Source organism: Marinobacterium sp. MBR-109 (assembly GCF_040547565.1).
Lineage (GTDB): Bacteria > Pseudomonadota > Gammaproteobacteria > Pseudomonadales > Balneatricaceae > Marinobacterium.
This window is the reverse complement of the sequence record NZ_JBEPPZ010000001.1, coordinates 217169-233985: the sequence shown is the minus strand read 5'-3', so window position 1 is coordinate 233985 and position 16817 is coordinate 217169. Positions and strand designations below refer to the sequence as shown.

Genomic DNA, 16817 nt, shown 5'->3' with positions numbered 1-16817 from the left:
TTGAACCTGTGTTCAGTCTGCTTCTTTGGAGTACATCTATGAGCCACGTGGAAATTCACCGATCCCATCGTGTTGGCTGGTTGCGTGCAGCGGTACTTGGGGCAAACGACGGCATTGTCTCGACCGCCAGCCTCATCATCGGCGTAGCCGCTGCAAACACGTCCCATGAGAGTATCATTCTGGCCGGTGTAGCCGGTCTGGTTGCGGGCGCCATGTCGATGGCGGCAGGGGAGTATATTTCGGTCAGCTCACAGTCGGATACCGAGCAGGCCGATTTGGCGCTTGAGCAAAAATCACTGGATACCGATCTTGAATTCGAGACACAGGAGCTGGCCGAGATCTACCAAAATCGAGGAGTTGAGCCAGCACTGGCGCGTCAGGTTGTCGAGCAGTTGATGGCGCACGATGCTCTTGATGCGCATGCCCGAGATGAAATCGGTATTTCGGCCAACGGCGGTGCTCAGCCCGTTCAGGCCGCCCTGTCGTCAGCGGCCACCTTTACTGTCGGTGCTGCACTGCCGTTATTGGTAGCCTGGATGGTGCCCATCGGTTATCTGATTACGCTGGTCGCACTGTGCTCACTGGTGTTTCTCGCCATGCTGGGTACTATTGCCGCAAAGGCCGGTGGCGCATCAATGATGACCGGGGCCATCCGAGTCGTCTTCTGGGGAGGCCTTGCCATGGCGCTGACAGCAGGTGTCGGCAAGGTGTTTGGCGTGGTCGCATGATGGTGCAGCAAAACACGAATACAACACAAAATACTGAATCTTCCCTCCAGCTGCACTTCAGCCTTGCTTCAGCTCCGTTGCCGTCAAGGGGCGATATTGACCCGCTGCCAGCGCCGGATCGAGCCGGATTGAGCCCATCGCCTCACGGTGCAGCAGTACCACCTGGTTATTCACGGCAGCAAACATGCGCTTCACCTGATGGTGACGGCCTTCATAAATGGTCAGGTGCGCCTCACAGGCACTGATTCGTTCCAGCCGGGCAGGGCTGGTGGTGACCCCTTCCCGTGCCAGCCATACACCTGCGGCAAAGCAGGCTTCGGCCTCGGGGTGAATGGGCTCGGCGGTGGTGACGTGGTACAGCTTGGGGATTTTCTGTTCGGGTGCGGTGATACGGCGCGACCAGACACCATCATTGGTCAGCAGCAACAGGCCGGTGGTGGCGCGGTCGAGCCGGCCGGCCAGATGCAGGTCGGTGCGCAATTCCGGTGGCAGCAGTTCCAGTACCGTAGAGTGTTGCGGATCCGAGGTGGCGCTGAGATAGCCCGCGGGCTTGTTGAGCATCAGGTAGTGCGCCTGCTGTTGCTGCAGGCGTTGGCCGTTCAGCTCAACGCACATGAAGCGGTCGATTTGGGCGCGCAGGTCGGTGACAGTCTCGCCGTTCACCGCTACTCGACCGCTCGCCACCAGCCGTTTCGCCTGCTGGTGACCGTATGCGCTGTGCTTGCAGATGAAACGGTCCAGTCGCATCAGACCGGATGGCCCGTTGCCGGGTTGTCGTCTTCACCGATGCGGGTGACCATCAACTGATCCACGCGCAGGTTGTCGATATCCATTGCCTCGAACTTGAAGCCGGCAAACAGGATGAAGTCGGTACGCTTGGGGATCCGCTTGAGGTGATAGATCAGAAACCCCGCCACGGTCTCGTATTGACTGTGGCTGGGGAAATCTTCGATATCCAGCCCCAGTACCCGTGCCAGATCCACTACCGGGGTGCTGCCATCCACCAGCCAGGAGTGCTCGTCACGCTGAACGATCTGCTCATCGCCGGCGCTGGAGATCAGGTCACCCATAAAGCTGTTCATCAGATCCTTGACCGTCAGGATGCCCACGACCAGTGCGTATTCGTTCAGGATTACTGCAAACGGCTGTGCCGAAGTCTTGAAGGCGTTAAGCCCTTCCGACAGGGTCAGGGTATCGGGCAGATACAGCAGGTCTTGCTCAATCATCTCGGTGACAATGCTGGAGGGTTCGCCCTTGAGGACCTTGCGCAGAATTTCCTTGGATTCGACCGCTCCGACCACTTTGTCCAGTGAGCCGTCGCAGACCAGAAACCAGTTGTGCGGATGCTCGATAATCTTGGCGCTGATCGCTTCGCTGCTTTCGTGCAGGTCAAAGTAGACGATGTGCTCACGGGTGGTCATGGCGCTGGGCAGGGTGCGGCCCTCCAGCTCGAATACGTTGCCGATCAGGTGGTACTCCTGCTGCTGAATGCTGCCATGCTCGGCACCGGCGTCCATCATGGCGACGATATCGTCGGTGGTGACAATATCCTCGCGCTGGGCGGGCAGGCGCAGCAAGCGCAACAGCAGATTGGTGATGCCATTGAACAGCATCACCAGTGGCGTCAGCAGCAGGGTGACCCAGCGCATGGGGCGCACCAGGCGCATCGCCATGGTTTCCGGCAGGATCATGCCAAGGCGTTTGGGCAGCAGGTCGGCAAACAGGATAAACAGCGAAGTGATGGTGATGAACGAGAGCATGAAGCTGGCCTTGTCCAGCATGGGCCCTGTATAGAACAGCTGCAGCAATTGTTTCATGTAGGGGGTGAGACTCTGTTCGCCGACAATACCACCCAGAATGGCGATGGCGTTCAAAGCGATCTGGATCATGGCGAAGAACGCGCCAGGCTGCTGTTGCAGGCTGAGTACGGCTGCCGCCTTTTCATTACCCTCTTCGGCCAGGACGCGCAGCTTGATCTTGCGGGCGGCGGCAATCGAAATTTCCGATATCGCGAACACACCGCTGAACAGTATCAGCAGGAAAAGAATGATCAGTTCACCAGGCATGATGGGGCTCCGGTCAGGCTGCGCAGGCTGGGGTTGTCAGGCTATTCTGGCACTTTAACGCGCGATGGGCACGCAGGATTACTCGCCCTTGAGCTGTTTGATCAGACTGGCCGGCAGCTCTCTCAGAGTCAGTGTTTCTGTGGAAGGGTCAAAGGCGATGCTTTTGCCCAGTGACTCGTTGCTGAAGCTGATCGATACCTCGCGGGTGCGGCCAGTGTAGCGGATGTATTTTTTCAGGCTGCTCCGGTCGGGGATGAACTCCTCCTTCAGCTCCGGGGCGCGCTCGGCAATGAAATCATCAAAGCCGACTTCCGCTACGGAGTCCACCGACTCGGCCAGGGCGCGATAGTTGACCGCTTCGCCCTCTTTGGACTGCTCCATGCAGAACTCGGCCACCTCTTTCTGATAGCGTTTGGCGTTCTCTTCCGGCATGGCTTCGCTGTAATCCTGCACCAGGCTCATGAAGCGTTCGGTGTCGGCCTGGGTGTCCACGGTATCGGTGAAGCTGACAAACTCCATCAGCGCCCCCTGCAGCGGGCGGTCACCAAAGCCGAAACTCAGGGTCAGGTAGCGCTTTTTGTCAGGGTGCTGGATATCCTGCAGGTCCAGACAGGCACAGAAGCCGGTTTTGGCAAAATCGATAAAGACCGTTTCCTGCAGGTCATTGTCAGTGTTGAGCAGCAGCCCGTCCTTCTGCTTGAGGTTGGCAATCCACAGGCGTCGTGCGGCCTCCAGCTCTTCCACGATGAACAGCCAGTGGCCATCGGTTTCAAGATCCTGCTGTTCCATCAGCATCGCCAACTGTTCGATTACCTTGCGACTGAACTGAGTGAAGCTCAGGCTCTGGTCCAGCCAGCTCAGCACCAGCCCCTTGAAAGCGCCGGACTCATCCGCAAAGCAGCCATAGCGCTTGCTGGCACGCCGGGTAAACAGTGGCTTGATCTCGCTGAGCAATCGGTTGTTCAGTGACTCGGAATCAAACGGCTGCTCGCGCAAACTGTAGGACTGCTCGCCGGTGCGGCGGGTCAGGCGGTGGGCAATCGCGTCGGTGGCAGGCATGGGGGTGGACTCCGCAAGATGATCAACAGGGGCACGATTATATAGAATGAGGGTGCCGGCCGTCTTGTCGGGCTGCTATTCTCAAGTCAACAAAGCCTGCAGGGAGCATGGTCGAGTGCATGAAATGTCGATTGCCGAGAGCATCATCCGACTGTTGCGGCAGCAAGCGCAGGAGCAGCACTTCAGGCGGGTAAAACATGTCTGGCTGCAGATCGGGCCGCTGGCGATGGTTGAAATCGAGTCACTGCGTTTCTGTTTCACGGCCGCCTGTCGCGGTACGCTGGCAGAGGGGGCGGCGCTGGATATTATCAGCCCTGAAGCGCGTGCCCGCTGTCAGCAGTGTGGCGAGGAGCAGCCGGTCACAAGCCGGTTTGATGCCTGTATTCACTGCGGCAGTTATCGGTTGCAGTTGCTGCAGGGAGATGAAATGCGGGTACACGAACTGGAGGTGGAATGATGTGTGGCGTCTGTGGTTGCGGTGAGGGAGAGGTGCAGGTGGGCAGTATGACCGGGCACCGGCATGATGAACATCAGCATCAACATGAGTCTCACCAGGCAGGCGGCGCGAGCCGTCGCTTGCAGGTCGAGCAGGACATTCTGAGTGACAACGCGGGTTATGCCGCCGCCAACCGCGAGCTGTTTGAGCAGCAGGCCCTGTTGGCGCTGAATCTGGTCTCCAGTCCCGGTTCCGGCAAGACCAGCCTGCTGACAGCCACGATCACGCGTCTGTCCGGTCAGGTGCCGCTGGCAGTGATTGAGGGCGATCAGCAGACCAGTCGTGACGCTGAACGTATCCGCGCGGCGGGTGCGACGGCACTGCAGATCAATACCGGCAAGGGCTGCCATCTGGATGCGCACATGATTGGCCACGCCATGCAGCAACTGCCCAACCTGCAGGGTGGGCTGCTGTTTATCGAAAACGTCGGCAACCTTGTGTGCCCGGCCGGCTTTGATCTGGGTGAGGCACATCGTGTCGTGATTCTGTCGGTGACCGAAGGCGATGACAAGCCGCTCAAATACCCCGACATCTTTCACCACTCGGACCTGCTGTTGATCAACAAGATCGACCTGTTGCCTTACGTGGAGTTTGATCTGAATGCCTGCATCGATTACGCCCGCCGCATCAATCCCGATATTGAGGTGATCCAGCTCTCGGCCCGCAGCGGTGAAGGCATGCAGAGCTGGGTCGACTGGATCAACCAGCGACGACAGCAACGGCTGCAACAGAGGATCAGTGCATTGCAGGCTGAAGCGATCCGGCTGGAGTCTCTGCTCTAGTGCAGCACCTGCGTGTTCAGGGGCTGGTTCAGGGTGTTGGCTTTCGCCCACTGGTCTACCGGTTGGCATGCGAGCTGGGTCTGCAGGGGCGGGTGTACAACACGCCGGCGGGCGTCTGTATCGAACTGCAGGGTGATACGGTGGCCCTGCAGCAGTTTGAGCCGCGCCTGTGCAGCCGGTTACCGGTGGTTGCCCGGATTGATCGCATCGAGCGTGTCACAATGCCGGATGAGCCGGACCTCAGCGGGTTCTGTATCCAGCCCTCTCAAGGCGAAATGCACGGCAGCGGTGAGATACTGCCGGATCTTGCTCCCTGTGCTGACTGCCAGGCTGAACTGTTCGACCCTCGTAACCGGCGCTGGCGCTATCCCTTTATCAACTGCACCCGGTGTGGCCCGCGCTACAGCATTCTGCAGCGGTTGCCGTATGACCGTCACAACACCAGCATGGCGATGTTTCCTCCGTGCCAGTCGTGCCTGCAGGAATATGACAGCCCCGCCGATCGACGCTTTCATGCCCAGCCCAATGCCTGCAGCGATTGTGGCCCTTCGGTCTGGGTAGAGACGGCTGATGGGGTTCGGCTTAATAAGACAGATCCCCTTGAGCAGGCACTGGATACCGTTCGGCGCGGTGAGATTCTGGCACTCAAGGGGGTGGGCGGGTTTCATCTGATCTGTGATGCACGAAACCCTGCCGCCATTGCACGGCTGCGCCAGCGCAAACAGCGCCCGCACAAGCCTTTTGCCATCATGGCTGCAAACACGCAGTCGCTGACGCCTTTGGTGCAGCTGAATGAGACCGCTGCGCGCTGGCTCACGCATCCGGGGGCGCCGATCGTGATAGCCCCCTGCGTCAGGCAGGCGATGTTGCCTGATACGGTAGCGCCGGGACTGAATGGACTTGGCGTCATGTTGCCGCAAAGTCCGTTGCACTGGCTGCTGTTCCATGAAGCGGCAGGACGGCCTGCCGGCACCGATTGGCTTGCCCAGCCACAGTCCCTGTTGCTGGTCATGACCAGTGCCAACCTGAGCGGGGAGCCACTGATCCACACCAACGCCCATGCCCGAGAGCAACTGCGGGACATTGCGGATCGGCTGCTGCTGCATGACCGCGACATCGTTCAGCCGCAGGACGACCCGGTGATCAGTGCGCTGGCGGCCCCCGCGGCCTGGGTGCGCAGGGGTCGTGGCTTTTCGCCACAGGGCATAACGCTGGCGGTTGGCGGCCCATCCATGCTGGCGCTGGGCGGCTACCTTAAAACCACTCTCTGCCTCAGCCAGGGGCAGCGCGCCTGGCTGTCACCCCCGCTGGGTGATCTTGCCAGCGTCGAGAGCTGTCGCCGTTTGCAGTTACAGGTTGAGCAACTGCCAGCGCTGTATGGCGTAACCCCGGAACAGGTCAGTGTCGACCTGCAGCCGGACAGCTACGGCTATCGACTGACGCAGCAGCATGCCGATGCACTGGGCATCCCGGTCAGTCTGGTGCAGCACCACCATGCCCATGTAGCCGCCGTGATGGCTGAACATCAATTGACCTGCCCGGTAATCGGACTGGCACTGGATGGACTAGGGTTGGGTGAGGCGGGTGAGCTGTGCGGTGGTGAGTTGCTGAAGGTAAACGCGAATGGCCATGAGCGGCTGGGTGCCTTGAAACCGCTGCCGTTACCCGGTGGTGACCGTGCCGCACGGGAGCCCTGGCGATTGGCACTTGCGCTTTTGTTTCAGCTGGGGCGAGAGGACCTGATGGTCGAACGTTTTGGTCACCAGCCTCTTTGGCAGGAGGTGGAGCAGATGCTGCGTGCAGGTATCAACTGTCCGCCCAGCAGCAGTCTTGGGCGACTGTTCGATGCGGTGGCGGGGTTGATGGCTGTTTGTGACGTACAGACCTTTGAAGCCCAGGCCGCCATGTTGCTGGAAGCACAGGTCAGGCGGCTGCCTCAACCTGATACCGCGCTCTGGCGTGTAAGTGATGGCAACTGTCTGGATCTGACCCCCTTGCTGCAGCATCTGCTTCAGGTGGACAATGCCCGTGAAGGGGCGGAATGTTTTCATGCCAACCTGATCGCTGCACTGGCTGAATGGGCGGGTAAAGCCGCGCATGAGCAGGGTATCAGCGATGTTATTCTCAGCGGCGGCTGTCTGCTGAACGGCTGGCTCCGAGCCGGTCTGGTGGACGCGTTGCAGCGGCAGGGGCTGACGCCGCGCCTGCCGATACATCTGCCCCCGGGTGATGCCGCGCTGTCACTGGGGCAGGTATGGGTATCGATCATGCGTGCGAATGTCGAACGGGAAAGGGAGCAAGGCTGATGTGTCTGGCTGTACCGGTGGAAGTGGTGGCACTGACTGGCCCGGGGCGTGCGCTGGCCAATATGGGGGGCGTGCGCCGCGAGATAGACGTGTCATTGCTGGATGGCCTTGAGGTGGGTGATTTCGTGATTCTGCATGTGGGCTTTGCGCTGCAGAAACTGGACCGGGTCGAGGCCGAAAGGACTCTGGCAATGCTGCAGCAGATGGCGGCGCAGCAACAATGAAGTACGTCGACGTATTTCGTGATGCCAAACTGGCCCACCAGTTGGCGCAGCATATCCATCAGCAGGCTGATCCGGGGCGCCATTACCGATTGATGGAGTTCTGTGGCGGGCACACGCATGCGGTATTCCGTTATGGCCTGCCCGCGCTGCTGCCTGACAATGTGGAGCTGATCCACGGCCCTGGCTGCCCGGTCTGTGTATTGCCGGTCGCGCGTCTGGAGCAGGCGCTTGAGCTGTCCCGTCTGCCGGAGGTGATCCTGTGCAGCTACGGTGACATGCTGCGGGTACCCGCCGGCAAGGGGCAGAGTTTGCTCAAGGCGCGTGCCGACGGGGCTGATATACGCATGCTGTATTCACCGCTGGAGGCGCTTGCGCTGGCGCAGCAGCACCCTGAGCGCCAGGTGGTGTTTTTTGCCATCGGCTTCGAGACCACCACACCGCCCACGGCGGTACTGATTCAGCGTGCCGATGAAATGGGCATCAGCAATCTTTCGGTGCTGTGCAACCATGTGCTGACCCCGGCGGCGATGCACGCCATTTTGACCCCGAGTGAGAGTGAGGCCACTGCCATCGATGGTTTTATCGGTCCGGCGCATGTGAGTACCGTGATCGGCAGTGAAGCCTACGCGCCTTTCCCACGGCAGTTTGGCAAACCGGTCGTGATTGCCGGATTTGAGCCACTGGACCTGCTACAGGCCATCAGTATGCTGGTTGGGCAACTGAATCGTCATGAGGCCAGAGTTGAAAACCAGTTCAGCCGGGCCGTTACGCCTGACGGCAACCCAAAGGCCAGGGCACTGGTCGAGAGGGTGTTTGAGCGCCGAAGCAGCTTTGAGTGGCGCGGATTGGGTGAGGTGCCGGCAAGTGCGCTGAAAATACGACCAGAATATGCCCGTTATGATGCCGAACAGCGTTTTGAACTGTCAGCGCCAAGGGCCAGAGAGCATCCAGCCTGCGAATGCCCGGCTGTTCTGCGTGGGCAGAAGCGGCCGGATCAGTGCCGACTGTTCGGTACGCCCTGTACACCGGATAATCCGCTGGGTGCCTGTATGGTGTCATCGGAAGGGGCCTGTGCTGCCTGGTACCGTTACAACCGGGGGCGGATTGCGATGCAGGAGCGAGAATGAGTCGACTGGATTTGACCAACGGCAAGGTCGAGATGGCGCATGGAGGCGGAGGCCGGGCCATGGCACAGCTGATCAGTCATCTGTTTGCCCGGGCGTTTGACAATGAGTGGTTGGCACAAGGCAACGATCAGGCTCAGCTGAGCCTGCCAGCCGGGCGACTGGCCTTCGCCAGTGACAGCCATGTGGTGTCGCCGCTGTTTTTCCCCGGCGGTGATATCGGTTCGCTGGCGGTACACGGCACCATCAATGATCTGGCCATGTGTGGTGCCCGCCCACATGCACTGTCGGTGGGCTTTATTCTGGAAGAGGGTTTTCCACTGGTCGAACTGGCCCGCATCGTGGAGTCGATGGCGCAGGCCAGCCGCGAGGCGAACGTGCCAATCGTGACCGGTGACACCAAGGTGGTCGAACGCGGCAAGGGCGATGGTGTGTTCATCAACACCAGCGGTGTTGGTATTGTGCCTGAAGGGCTTGATCTGTCAGGTGACCGGGCACGTCCCGGCGATTGCATCCTGCTGTCGGGCAGTGTGGGCGATCATGGTGCCTGTATTCTGACCCAGCGCGAGTCGTTGGGCTTTGCGGCGGATATTCGCTCCGACAGTTGCGCGCTGCACCGGCTGACACAGGCCATGGTCGCGCAGGTGCCACAACTGCGCTGCATGCGCGACCCCACTCGCGGCGGGCTGGGTAACACACTGAACGAACTGGCACAGCAGTCCGGTGTCGGCATGCAGCTGGAAGAGGCCGCCATCCCGGTGATTCAGCCGGTACAGGCGGTGTGTGAACTGCTTGGACTGGACCCGCTCTACCTGGCCAACGAGGGCAAGCTGATTGCGATCTGTCCACCTGAGCAGGCACCCATGCTGCTGGATCTGATGCGCGCCCATCCAGAAGGACAGGCCGCGGCCATTATTGGCACTGTCACTGCCGACCCGCAGCAGTTTGTGCAGTTGCGCACCCGCTTTGGCGGCAATCGCCTGCTGGACTGGCTGAACAGTGAGCCGCTGCCACGGATCTGCTGAACGGCAGGGGGCTCAAGCAGGGTTCAGGCTGCCGGCTTTGCCTCAAGCTGCTTGTGCAGTCGCAGCCATGGAGTGCAGATCGTCCGCGCCTTTCAGTTCGCCGGGCAGGCTGCCAAGGCTCAGGCTGTCCTGGATCACCTGGCCCTGCCAAAACCGCTCGATTTTCTCCCGCTCCGCAGTCGTTGTGAAGTGTTGGATGAATCGATTGACCTCGCTGAGAAGTGTTGCATTGCCTGCATCGGCTGATACGGCCATCGAGTAAAAATAGGACTGATCTGCCAGATTCCCCGGCAGTGTTTCAATCTTGCCGAACCAGGGGCTGTCAGGGTTGTTGCAGGCCCAATGGTAGATCGGCAAGTCGACGATAAACGCATCAACCACCCCTTTTGCCAGACAGTCATGGATGCGGCTCTGGTCAGAGTAGGCAAGAAGGTTGGACAGCCTGACTTGGCTGTCGTTATCCGTACCGATGCCAAGGCTTTCCAGTACGGCAAAAGCGGCAGGGTCATTGATAATACCCAGTGCCTTGCCTTCAAGGTCGGCATGGGACCGAATGCTGCTGTCACCCACGCGACGTGCCAGAACGCAGTGCAGATAGGTGTAGGGCTCTGAATAGGCTACGTGTGCATAGCCTTCATCGGGTGGCAGCGCACTGATGACGATATCCGCAGGAGCCCCGCCGGGTTGCTCGCTGCTGAACAGCCGTTCAGTACACAGGTCCCATGGGGTTTCGACAAACTCGCACCGAACCCCAAGGTGTTTCGCCAGTGCCTGGGCATAACTGATATCAAGGCCCTGCAGAGGCTCGCCCGGTTTGCGCCTGAATGACAGCCCGACAAACTGTGGTTCCACGGCTACACGCAAGGTGCCGCGTTGGCGGATCTGAGCAAGACGATCCTGCTGCGATTCCAGCCCCAGCTGAGAGCAAAGCCGTTCCAGTGGTATTTCGGCCGGCTTCAGATCATCAAGGCCGTGTGGAAGCCCCCCAACGGCTCTGCTGACCTGTGTCGAAAGCTCACTGATCCAGCGTTGCTTGTCCTCAATGCGTCCCATGGAATCCTTGAGCAGGTGCAGGGTCTCAAACAGGATATCCGTATTTTGGCGTACCTGGCCGATGTCCTCGTTGATGTGGTCGAACAGATTGCCCAGACGCTCTCGAGAAAACTGGACGGCCTGATCCGATGCTTCAAGCTTGGCCATCGTGTGATGACGCAGCTCGGTCAGATCCTCTTCAATAGCCGCGAAATCAAGCTGTTCACGGGCTTCGTTGACATGCTTGACAGTGACTTCGGCCAGGTTGCGTACTTCGTTGGCAACGACAGCAAAACCGCGACCATGCTCACCGGCTCTGGCGGCCTCTATGGCCGCGTTCAGGGCCAACAGGTTGATCTGCGCACCGATGCGGATGATGCTCTCGAGAACCGAGTGGGCGCCACTGGCCTTGTGCTCCAGTTTGGCTGAGATGCCCTCCATGGCCTTTATCACCGCTTTGCTGGTATCACTGACGGTGTCGCCCAGCGTCTGTTGCAGTTGTCCGACCTCATCCCGAGACTGTCCGACCTTGTCGGCAGCGGCATTCAGCTCACTTTCCAGCAGCGAAGAGCGTTGCTCCATTTGCTCAATAAGGCCTTCCTGCTGAGCCAGTGTACGGCGAGTGTGGCCGGCAAACAGTCCACAGCGTTGCAGCAGGCTGCTGATTGTGTGCAGCATGCTCCGAACCCCGTGGGTGGAACTGAGGTTATGGCGCTCTCTGAGCTGAAGCTGCAGCTGTTTAAGCTGCTGCCTTAAAGCATCGTCCGGCACCTGTTGGCGGGTCAGCTCAGTGCTTTCCAGGTGCGTGAGACATTCAAGCAGTCTGTTCTGTTGTGTTTCGGCTTTACTGCGGCGTCGAAATAGCATGGGTATTGCTCCAGACCTGTTCTACCAGCAGTAAAGCAATTTTCGTTCCAGTAAATTAAAACCGCGCTGTGGAAAGAGGACCGTGCCGTTTGGGGTGTGGCGGCGGGTGTTGGCTCCCATGAAGTGCACCCCTTGAGGGCAGCGGCACTTTTGCGTGCCCGATTCAGGTTTAAGGCATCAAAGAGCTTGAGTGATCGGCCTGTTAATCGAGAAGGGCGGCTTTAACGTAGCGATTGCGGCCCTGCTTCTTGGCGACATACATCGCCTGATCTGCCATGCGGGTCAGGGTTTGTGCGTCACTGCCATCATCCGGGAAGTAGGCGATACCGATGGATGCCCCGATACGGATACGGTGTTCGGCGATATGGAAAGGCTCCAGCAGGTGCTCGATCAATTTGGCCGCGATAACATCGGCTTCCTCCGGCTTTTGCAGATTTCCGGTCAGCACCAGGAACTCATCGCCACCGATACGGCCCACACTATCGCCTTCACGCAATGCATGCTGCAGTCGCTTGGCAACCGATTTCAGCAGCTGATCACCCACGGCGTGACCGAAGCTGTCATTCACCGGCTTGAAGTTGTCCAGATCGATAAACAGCAGGGCACAGCGCTGTTGCTGCTGTGCCGCCTGTTGTAGCTGTTGTTCGATGTGCCGGTTCTGGGCTGCCCGGTTGGGCAGGCCGGTGAGCGAATCCAGGCTGGCCAGACGTTGCATTCGGCGCTCATTTTCCTTGGCATCGGTAATGTCATTGAAAATATGAATCAGATGGCTGATGCGCCCCTGATCATCTCGCACCACACTGATGGTCTGCAGTGTTGGAATGACATGTCCATCGGCGTGGCGATAGCTGATTTCGCCCTGCCAGGCATCATCACGGTTCAGGGTGTGCAGGATCAGTTCGATCTGATCGTCCTGTCGGCTGGACTGGTCGAACAGCTGATCAAGCCCGGTACCAAGCAGTCGCTCGGATGAGTAGCCTGTAACGTCACTGCTGGCGCGGTTGCTGCGCTGAACCTTGAGCCCGGCATCAGTGACGATGATCGCCTCCTGTGCGTGCTCAAACACATTGGCAGACAGGCGCAACTCGGCAGCGGACTCTTCGAGTCGCCGGGTTTGCTGAGTAATGCGTGCCACCAGTGGTGACAGTGTGCTGCGGGTCAAAAGCAGGCCCAGCAGCATCATGGCGAGGATTACGCCAGAAGTGATCAGCAGCTGCTGATTGGCCTTGGCATAGAGGTCGGAGCGGGGCAGTTTTACGGCCAGCGCCCAGCTGTCCAGTGTCAGCGGGCTCAGCAACAGGCGGTTTTTGCCATCTTCTGCCTGAATCAGGGTACGTGGCGTGAGTGAGGCAAGGTGTGACTGGTGTTGCTCAAGGAGGCGGGTAAACTCCCCTGTGCTGTCCAGTGAGGCCAGCACCGTACCATCCGCTGAAAGCTGTACCAGTGTCAGGCGTGCCTGCGCGCTGAAGCCACTGCCAGAGGTGAGCAACGCCTTGAGCCGTTCTGAACTGAACAGCAGGGTATCGATACCAACACGACGACCACTGTCATCCGTGATGGCGCCCACCGCCCGAATGACAAACCCGCTTGAGGCTGGCAATGGCATAAGGCTGACGCCGACCGTGTCGATATGCTCAAGATCAAGGCCCGGGTTGTGCCCCAGGCTGACAACCGGTTCAAGATCGGGACCACAGCGACGCATGAACAGCAGTTCGGGCAGCTTGCTCATGGGATCTTTGAGGCGAGGCCGAGTAAAAGCGACAAGCTCATCGAAGCCCAGATCGCCGGCCTCGTATGCTTCGAGCCGGCGCCGAATCTCGGTACGGCTGGTGAACTGACGAGCGATATCCTGATAACCGGCCAGCAGACTGTTGATTGCCGCGGCGCGGGTTTCCAGGCTATCCAGAGCCGAATTTTCAACATGCTCCCGGGCGGAGAAAAACATCGGCAAGGCGCTGCTAAGGCCAACCAGCGTACCTGTCAGCAGGATTCCAACCAGCGAAATAGACAGAATCAGCTGGCGACAACGATCAATCTGGCACTCCCTCAACCGAACTCCCCTCAATACCCACCTCTGAACGATGTCGAGAATTATACACGTCGAGGGTTATATCTGTCCCTGTTTATATACAAATGGTCTAAGCATATAAAAGCAATGGATTGTCGCTTTACAGATCACCTGTTTTTTCTGCCTCAGAAAGGAAGTTTTCACACAGGGTCCATGCGTGTTTGGCGCTTTGGGCATTGTACAGCACGCCTGTTTTTGGGTTGTCAGCGTCAGGCAGCATGAAAGAGTGATAAGTGCCACCAAACGAAACCAGCGTCATGTCCAGTGCCCGATTATCAAAAAACTGAATGGCGGAAGTCACCTCATCAGCTGAAACCATTGGGTCCCGACTCCCGTTCAGAATCAGGAAACGAGCATGTCGGGCTGCATGGCCGGTTATAGAGGGCAGTTTCAATAACCCGTGAAAACTGACGGCGGTATCAACGTCATGTTCCTGCAGACCAGCGTGAATTGCGCACAGTCCGCCAAGGCAGAAACCTATCGCAGACATGGGGTGGGTCGCTGCCGGTAGAGCCTGCCTCACTGAAACAACCAATGCACTTATGTGAGCCTGAAGTAGGGCCAGATCCTGAAGGTAGGGCGATATTGCGAGCTGTTTCTTTTCCAGGGTTGATAAGTCGGCATTTTCTCCGAAGAAATCGACAAGTATTGCGCTATGCCCGGCGTTGTTAAGTCTTGCTGCTACGCCGCGTTCGAAGTCTGTAATCCCTGCCCAGGTAGGAAAAACCAGTATCTGCCTGTCAGGTGATTTGTCCGCCACGGGGTACAACTCATGCCTGTGTGACTTTTCACCCAAATTCACCGAAATCATGTTCATGTCCTCACCACTTGAATACATGTGTGTATTTTATTTTATTGATGTGAGGCCGGTTTTGCAAAATGTATATTTTCTTTTGTGGAACATACATGTCTATTAATGGAACAACATTAAATTGTTTATAAACAGTTATTTATTGTGTTTTTAGGATTGTTTTCTGCCTTGTTCTTGAATGTTTTTCAGGCTTGGAGTCGGTCATCCTGTTGACGGTTGTGTACGTAGCCACTAGTATCTGGATACACAACTGTATGTTCGGAGGTGTGATGAAAGAGTCAGATCGCAAGTTTGTTCAGGCAGCCGGCCATGAAACGGCATACTTCGAATGTGGTGCTGGTGCGCCTCTGCTGTTGCTGCACGGTTCGGGGCCCGGCGTCTCAGGCTGGACCAACTGGGGTGGCGTCATGAATCAGCTGGCGGAAAGGTTCCGAGTAATCGTGCCTGATATCGCCGGATTCGGGTTCACCGAGTTCAAGGACGACACCCACTACGACATCAAGTTCTGGGTTAACCATCTGGTTGAGTTCATGGATGCCCTTGGTGTCGAAAAGGCCTCCCTGGTGGGTAACTCCTTCGGTGGCGCTGTCGGTATTGGCCTGGCCTTGTTCAACCCGGAGCGCCTCGACAAGCTGGTACTGCTGGGTACGCCTGCAGGCACTTTCGTACAGACCAAGGGGCTGGCGGGTGCCTGGTTGTACGAACCGTCAGTCGAGAACATGCGTTCACTGATGGAGCTTTTCCCTTACGACACGTCATTGATCACGGATGAATTGGTGCAGTCTCGCTATGAGGCCAGTGCGCGAGCAGGTGCACAGGATGCCTTGCGCAAATTGATTCCACAGCCGAGTACTGATGGCGAAACCCTGGTGAAGGGCTTCCCGGAAAAAGCCGTCAAAAACATCAAGGCGCCGACTCTGGTTTTGCATGGCCGTGAAGACAATGTAGTGCCAGTGCAGTGTGGCCGTGTGTTGTCCGAGAACATCCCCAACAGTGATCTGTATGTGTTTGGTCAGTGCGGCCACTGGGTGCAGACCGAGCAGAAGCAGAAGTTCCTCAATATTCTGAACAGCTTTATCGGCGGGGGGCAGGCATGAGTCGGGACGTGTTGGAGCGCATTTTGTGGAGCCTGTCCGTGGATCGCTTCTCGAAAGAAAAGTTTCGCGAAGACCCACAGAAGTTTCTTGGTCGTTTCTCGATCGATGAAGAAGGTGTTCGCATGATTCTGGAGTTCGATGTCAAGGGAATGCAGGAAGCAGGCGTCAATCCAATGTTGACACTGGGCTACTGGATTGAAATGTCGCCGGATCGCCAAGTTTCTTCCTATAACCGCAAGCTGGGCTCTGATTCCGCCCACTCCGCATCCATTAAGGGGTAAGCATCATGGCAGAGATTACTGGCGGATTTCTGGTACCGCATGACCCGGTCATGTTTGTGGCCCCTGATGCACCCGAGGCGGAAAAAGCCAAAAAAGTGTGGGATGCCTACGAAGCCTGTGCTGAACGTTTGGCCGAGAGTGGCGCGTCCAGCGTCATTATCGTTGGCAATGACCATTACATGCTGTTTGGCACCACTTGCCTGCCCAAGTACTGCATTGCCACCGGACATGTGGAAGGTCCGTTGGACCAGTTGCCGGGGCTGAAGAAAGAGCAGGTGCAGAACCACGAAGCGCTGGCGCAGCACATCGCGGCTCATGGCAGTGAAATCGGATTCGACTGGGCTGTGGCACGCTCGTTTACCACGGATCACGCGTTCTCCATCCCCTACAAGCTGATTGTGCGTCGTGCCGAGGAAATCAGCGGCCGCAGCATCAGTGCGATTCCGGTTTACCTGGCCAGCGCTGTAGACCCCTTTATTACTAAGGCCAGGGCGTGCCAGTTGGGTGAGCAGATCCGAGGTGCCGTCGAAGCGTTCGATAGTGACGAGCAGGTATTTGTAATCGGCAGCGGCGGTATCAGCCATTGGGTTGGCGTCAAGGAAACCGGCAAGGTCAACGAAGCGTTCGATCATCAGGTTATCGATCTCTGCTGCAATGCTGACATCGACGGACTGGCGGCTTACACCGATGAGCAGGTGCTGGAAAACGGTGGCAACGGCGCTATGGAGATTCGCAATTTTATTTGTGCGATGGCTGCCGCGAACGCTTCGCATGGCGAGCTGATTGAGTATCAGCCGGTACCGGAGTGGGTGACCGGTCTGGGCTTTATTGAATTGAAGAAAGGCTGAACA

16 protein-coding genes are annotated in these 16817 nt (G+C 58.1%); 10 read left to right on the top strand and 6 right to left on the bottom strand.

Annotated elements, in window-relative coordinates; all coding sequences use genetic code 11:
• Positions 1 to 38 precede the first annotated feature (38 nt).
• The gene (locus ABIE60_RS01100; protein WP_354467066.1) at positions 39 to 728 is read left to right on the top strand and encodes a VIT1/CCC1 transporter family protein; all 690 of its coding nucleotides are present in this window, start codon (positions 39 to 41) and stop codon (positions 726 to 728) included.
• A gap of 57 nt (positions 729 to 785) precedes the next feature.
• On the opposite strand, the gene ABIE60_RS01095 is transcribed toward ABIE60_RS01100, so the two are convergent.
• From ABIE60_RS01095 to ABIE60_RS01085, 3 genes are all read right to left on the bottom strand, one after another.
• On the bottom strand, positions 786 to 1475 hold the full coding sequence (locus ABIE60_RS01095; RefSeq protein WP_354467065.1) for a pseudouridine synthase: 690 nt from the start codon (positions 1473 to 1475) through the stop codon (positions 786 to 788).
• Positions 1475 to 2794 (bottom strand): polyamine export protein PaeA, encoded by a 1320-nt coding sequence (gene paeA / locus ABIE60_RS01090; protein WP_354467064.1) that lies wholly within the window; start codon positions 2792 to 2794, stop codon positions 1475 to 1477. Before paeA ends, ABIE60_RS01095 begins: the two co-directional genes overlap by 1 nt.
• A 78-nt stretch (positions 2795 to 2872) precedes the next feature.
• Positions 2873 to 3853, bottom strand: coding sequence for a nucleoid-associated protein (locus ABIE60_RS01085; protein ID WP_354467063.1), 981 nt, complete (start codon positions 3851 to 3853; stop codon positions 2873 to 2875).
• A 124-nt stretch (positions 3854 to 3977) separates the two neighbouring features.
• Between ABIE60_RS01085 and hypA the strand changes: the two genes are divergently transcribed.
• The 6 genes from hypA to hypE are packed head-to-tail and all read left to right on the top strand — an operon-like array spanning position 3978 to position 9810.
• The gene (hypA, locus tag ABIE60_RS01080; RefSeq protein WP_354467625.1) at positions 3978 to 4310 is read left to right on the top strand and encodes a hydrogenase maturation nickel metallochaperone HypA; all 333 of its coding nucleotides are present in this window, start codon (positions 3978 to 3980) and stop codon (positions 4308 to 4310) included.
• Positions 4310 to 5131 carry a hydrogenase nickel incorporation protein HypB gene (gene hypB / locus ABIE60_RS01075; RefSeq protein WP_354467061.1) on the top strand — a complete coding sequence of 274 codons (822 nt, stop codon included), beginning with the start codon at positions 4310 to 4312 and terminating at the stop codon, positions 5129 to 5131. Before hypA ends, hypB begins: the two co-directional genes overlap by 1 nt.
• Positions 5131 to 7437 carry a carbamoyltransferase HypF gene (hypF, locus tag ABIE60_RS01070; protein WP_354467059.1) on the top strand — a complete coding sequence of 769 codons (2307 nt, stop codon included), beginning with the start codon at positions 5131 to 5133 and terminating at the stop codon, positions 7435 to 7437. The genes hypB and hypF overlap by 1 nt, the downstream gene beginning before the upstream one ends.
• Positions 7437 to 7661 (top strand): HypC/HybG/HupF family hydrogenase formation chaperone, encoded by a 225-nt coding sequence (locus tag ABIE60_RS01065; RefSeq protein ID WP_354467057.1) that lies wholly within the window; start codon positions 7437 to 7439, stop codon positions 7659 to 7661. Before hypF ends, ABIE60_RS01065 begins: the two co-directional genes overlap by 1 nt.
• Positions 7658 to 8788, top strand: a complete 1131-nt coding sequence (hypD, locus tag ABIE60_RS01060) for a hydrogenase formation protein HypD (protein WP_354467055.1) — start codon at positions 7658 to 7660, stop codon at positions 8786 to 8788. Before ABIE60_RS01065 ends, hypD begins: the two co-directional genes overlap by 4 nt.
• Positions 8785 to 9810 (top strand): hydrogenase expression/formation protein HypE, encoded by a 1026-nt coding sequence (gene hypE / locus ABIE60_RS01055; RefSeq protein WP_354467053.1) that lies wholly within the window; start codon positions 8785 to 8787, stop codon positions 9808 to 9810. Before hypD ends, hypE begins: the two co-directional genes overlap by 4 nt.
• Before the next feature lie 42 nt (positions 9811 to 9852).
• Here the strand turns inward: hypE and ABIE60_RS01050 are convergent, their stop codons facing one another.
• The 3 genes from ABIE60_RS01050 to ABIE60_RS01040 all read right to left on the bottom strand — a co-directional run bounded on the left by ABIE60_RS01050 (position 9853) and on the right by ABIE60_RS01040 (position 14594).
• Entirely contained in the window at positions 9853 to 11709 is a 1857-nt protein-coding gene (locus ABIE60_RS01050) for a methyl-accepting chemotaxis protein (protein ID WP_354467052.1), read from the bottom strand.
• Positions 11710 to 11911: 202 nt separating this feature from the next.
• Positions 11912 to 13759 carry a diguanylate cyclase domain-containing protein gene (locus ABIE60_RS01045; RefSeq protein WP_354467050.1) on the bottom strand — a complete coding sequence of 616 codons (1848 nt, stop codon included), beginning with the start codon at positions 13757 to 13759 and terminating at the stop codon, positions 11912 to 11914.
• A gap of 118 nt (positions 13760 to 13877) precedes the next feature.
• Positions 13878 to 14594, bottom strand: a complete 717-nt coding sequence (locus tag ABIE60_RS01040) for a dienelactone hydrolase family protein (RefSeq protein ID WP_354467048.1) — start codon at positions 14592 to 14594, stop codon at positions 13878 to 13880.
• Between the two features lie 263 nt (positions 14595 to 14857).
• Here ABIE60_RS01040 and ABIE60_RS01035 point away from each other — a divergent pair, with 263 nt between their 5' ends.
• The 3 genes from ABIE60_RS01035 to ABIE60_RS01025 are packed head-to-tail and all read left to right on the top strand — an operon-like array spanning position 14858 to position 16814.
• Positions 14858 to 15685, top strand: coding sequence for an alpha/beta fold hydrolase (locus ABIE60_RS01035; RefSeq protein ID WP_354467047.1), 828 nt, complete (start codon positions 14858 to 14860; stop codon positions 15683 to 15685).
• Entirely contained in the window at positions 15682 to 15966 is a 285-nt protein-coding gene (locus tag ABIE60_RS01030) for a hypothetical protein (protein WP_354467046.1), read from the top strand. The genes ABIE60_RS01035 and ABIE60_RS01030 overlap by 4 nt, the downstream gene beginning before the upstream one ends.
• A 5-nt stretch (positions 15967 to 15971) precedes the next feature.
• Entirely contained in the window at positions 15972 to 16814 is an 843-nt protein-coding gene (locus tag ABIE60_RS01025; RefSeq protein ID WP_354467044.1) for a DODA-type extradiol aromatic ring-opening family dioxygenase, read from the top strand.
• The last annotated feature ends 3 nt before the right edge of the window (positions 16815 to 16817 follow it).